This is a genomic window from Streptomyces sp. NPDC001156, assembly GCF_053598275.1.
This window is the reverse complement of the sequence record NZ_JBSFJX010000396.1, coordinates 1-3745: the sequence shown is the minus strand read 5'-3', so window position 1 is coordinate 3745 and position 3745 is coordinate 1. Positions and strand designations below refer to the sequence as shown.

At 70.3% G+C, this 3745-nt stretch carries 1 protein-coding gene; it reads right to left on the bottom strand.

The genetic code is table 11. The features are described 5' to 3' along the window. The coding region (locus ACWDA7_RS51190; protein ID WP_450614873.1) for a hypothetical protein at positions 1-3745 on the bottom strand (3745 nt) is incomplete at both ends.

The window sequence follows — 3745 nt, the reverse complement described above, 5'->3', positions numbered from 1 at the left end:
TGCCGGCGGTGGCCCGGAGCTGGTCGGCCGAGGCGATGATCGCACCCCAGATCGGGGCGGACAGGCTGGTGCCGCCCACCTTGAACCACACGGAGTGGGAGGCGCCGCCGTACGTCATCGTCAGGTAGACCGGCACGCCGGTGGCGGGGTCGGCCACGAAGCTGACGTCCGGCGTGGCCCGCAGCGGCGAGGACTGCACGCCGTCCTGGTAGGCCGGGCGCGGCTCGAAGTAGCTCAGGCCGCCGCCGGTGGACCTCCACGCCGTCTCGTCGATGGTGTTGCCGTCGGCGTCCAGTCGGAGGTTGGTGCCGCCGATGGCCAGGGCGTAGGGGTTGGTGGCGGAGTAGCTGCCGGGGTAGCCGAAGTCTCCGGTGGACTGGACGCAGACGGAGTCGGTCAGCTTGCAGTGGTCGTCGTAGAAGGCCTCCTCGGAGAACTCGCCGGCGCCCCAGCTGTTGCTGACCGCGGCCGGGTGCAGTGCCGCGGCCGCGTCCTGGGCCCGGGACAGCGCTGCCATGGTCGGGTCCTTGGCCTCGACCAGGACGATCTTGGCGTGCGGGGCCGCCGAGTGCGCCCACTCGATGTCCAGCGCCGCCTCCTCGTTCCAGCCGGTGTCCACGTCGGGCTGGGCGCCGTCCGCGTAGAGCTGCTGGAAGTCGAAGCAGTCCTCTCCCGTGCCGGCCGTGTCGCAGGTCTGCGGCAGGTTGAAGTGCGCGGCGAAGTGGTTCAGGTCGGCCTTCGCCGTCGGGTAGTGGTAGGCGTCGACGATCGCGATCGTCTGGCCCGTGCCGTCGCCCTTGAGGCCCAGACGTGCCTGGATCTGCTGCGGGGTGTAGCCGGGGGCGACCTCCTTGGCGTTGTCCTGGCCCGCGCTCTGCTTCTTGGCTGCCGGAACCGTCTTCTGGATCTCGATCGGCACCGAGGCGGTGCCGATCGGCATGCTGAGGTCCTTCAGCGGGCTCGCGCTGCGCATCCGGTCGACGGGGGACTGGCCGGCCTTGGCGGCGGTCTGCGGGGCCGCGGCCGTCGTGTCTCCGTTCGGAGGGGTCGGGATCCGGGTGGGCTCGTCCTCGGAGAGCTTGTAGGTGGTCAGGCCGTGCGGGAAGTAGTCGATGTCGTTGACAGCGCCGCCGATCGCCTGGGCCGAGATGTTCAGGGCCCGCCAGTCGAGCGCGAGACCGATCATGTCGTCACCCGGGCCGTCGCCCAGCTTGGCCGTTTCCACCTGGCTCGCCCCCAGGGCGAAGTCCGTGGCGCTCTCGCGGAGGAACCCGTCGTTGTCCGCGAAGGGCGTGTCGTAGGACCACAGCTTCTGGTACGCGCCGACGAACGCCTCGGTTCCGCCGACGGACCTGGCGAACACTCCGGAGTTGAAGCCGAGGAAGGTGGGCAGGTCGTAGGGCTCGCCACCGTCCGCCGGGTACACGAAGTCGTTGAACTCGCGCATCTCGACCATACCGGTCTTCTTGGAGGCGACGAGGCCCTGCGACATCCCGGGGCTCTCGTAGTTCTTGATCACCGCGCCGGTGCGGGAATCGAGGATCTGGACCAGGTGCTGGTAGGTCGTGAAGTCACCGGTGTAGGCGAAGGCGACACCGTGCCCGTCCGCGCTCGGGACGTTCGGGTCGGCCAGGGCGGGGTTGGTCGGCACGATCGCGACGGCACCGGGATCGCTCGGGGTCTCGGTCCAGTTCGGGGTGCCGGTGGCGGCGTCCAGGCTGACCGCCGTCGGCGCCGGATCGGTGGCCTTGGTGGGAAGGCCGATCCCCTTGTGCGTGCCGCCGTACTCGAAGAAGAGGTGGCCGGCGCCGTCCGTGGTGACGGTCGAGAAGACCAGGCTCTTGCCCTCCGTGCCGTCCGGCCGGTACGTCCACAGCTTCTTGCCCTGCTTGGTGTACGCGGTCAGGCTGCTGCCCGGGACGACGATCGCGGAGCCGCCGTGGCCGTCGCCCACGACCGTGAGCGAGGCGACGTAGCCGCCGGTGTGCACGTTCGCGCGCACTTCACCGCTGTGCGTGTCCAGCACGGTGAAGCCGCGGTCGGTCGCTGCCACGACGGAGTCGCCGGCCGCGTCCTTGCCGGGGTTCGGCACCAGACGCAGGGCGTGCACCGAGCTGTCTACCGTGGACCGCCACAGGACGGTCGGCGCCGCCTTCTTCAGGGTCCTGCCGTCGAGGGCGAAGACACCCCGGCTCTGGCCGGAGACGATCAGGTCCTGGGTCCCGTCCCGGTTCACGTCCGCGGCAACGGCCGCGTAGAGGTCGCCGGCCAGGGGCATGGCGTGCGACGTGCCGCTGTGGGGGTTGACGGTGTAGGCGGTGCCGTCGAAGCCGACGGTGAGGAGTCCGCCCTGGTACTGGGTGAGGGTGTCGCCGGAGACGGCGCCGTCCTGCCGCCAGTCGAGGTGACCGCTCGCGGTGTTCAGTCCGACGAGCTGGGTGTGCTCGGGACCCGCGGGGGTGGCGGCGGTGGCCTTCGTCGGGTCGGAGAGCGAGGCGAACACCTCGCTACCCTTCGCGTCGGAGGACAGCTCCATGGTCGGGGCGTTCGGTCCGCCGATCGTGGAGGCCGTGGTGTACGACCAGAGGGTGCGGCCCTGAGCGTCCCAGCCGGAGATCGTGCTCTGACCGTCCGACAAGTCGGCGTCGATGCCGAGCTCTGCGACCGCGAACCGGGGCTGCCCGCCGTGCGCGTTCGGCAGGACCTTGAACGCCTCCGGCACAGTGCCCTCACGAGAGGCGAGCACCGCACGCTCACCGCTGTGCGCATCGATCGCGGTCAGGTCCCAGCGCACCTTGTCGAACGGATCGTTCTGCTCGACCACCAGAACACGGTCCGCGCCCGGATCCTTGACCAGCATGCGCGGGTAGCCGGGCGTCTTGGCGTGCGCCATGACGCTGCCGTCGGAGGTCTCGAGCACCAGCACGTTGCCGTCCGCCGGACGCGGGCTTCCCAGGTCCATCGGGGTGTCGGACCACGACGCGGCGATCCGGCCGCTTCCCATCGACGTCAGATCGCCCCAGTACGCCCAGGGCGCGTGCGTCGAGTAGGTCCAGTCGGCGGTCCCGGTGAGCTTGCCGTCACCGGCGTGGCCGAAGCTGTAGGCGGTCAGATTGCTGCGGCTGTCGCCCTGTTCGGGTACCGGATCGCCGCCCCAGTCCGGGCCGACCGTGTTGGCGACGATCAGCTTGCCGTCCTGGAACAGCATGGTGCCGACGTAGCCGGGAACCAGCTTGCTCCACGCCGTCTTCCCGCTACGGCCGTCCAGGACCGTGACGAAGGTGCCGTAGTCCACCTTCGAACCGGGTGAGGAGAACGGCCGGAACGGCCAGTCGCCCACCGCGTAGGCGACGGCGACGTCCTGGACACCGTCGCCGTTGAAGTCGGCCGTCACGTAGGGATGCCTACCGGTGGCCGACATCTGGTACGGGTTGTAGCCGGCATAGAGGCTCGGCAGATAGGGGTAGGGCTGGAACCAGTTGTCGGGGGTCACCTGCCAGTCCTTGTACAAGGAGGTGGCTCCGCGGCTCCACACCTGCCTGCCCTGGGCGTCGTACCGGGCGACGGTCCCGCCGCTGAAGACGCCCACCCAGTCCTTGGTGCCGCCGAGCGCCAGGCTCTCGGCGAAGCCACGGGCGGTCTCCCACTGACCGGTGCGCTTGAAGCCGGGGGTGGTGGACGTGGTGTCCGTCTGCTTGCCCGAGCCGAGCGTCGCCTTCGGGGCCGTGCCCGGCAGCGGCGGTGC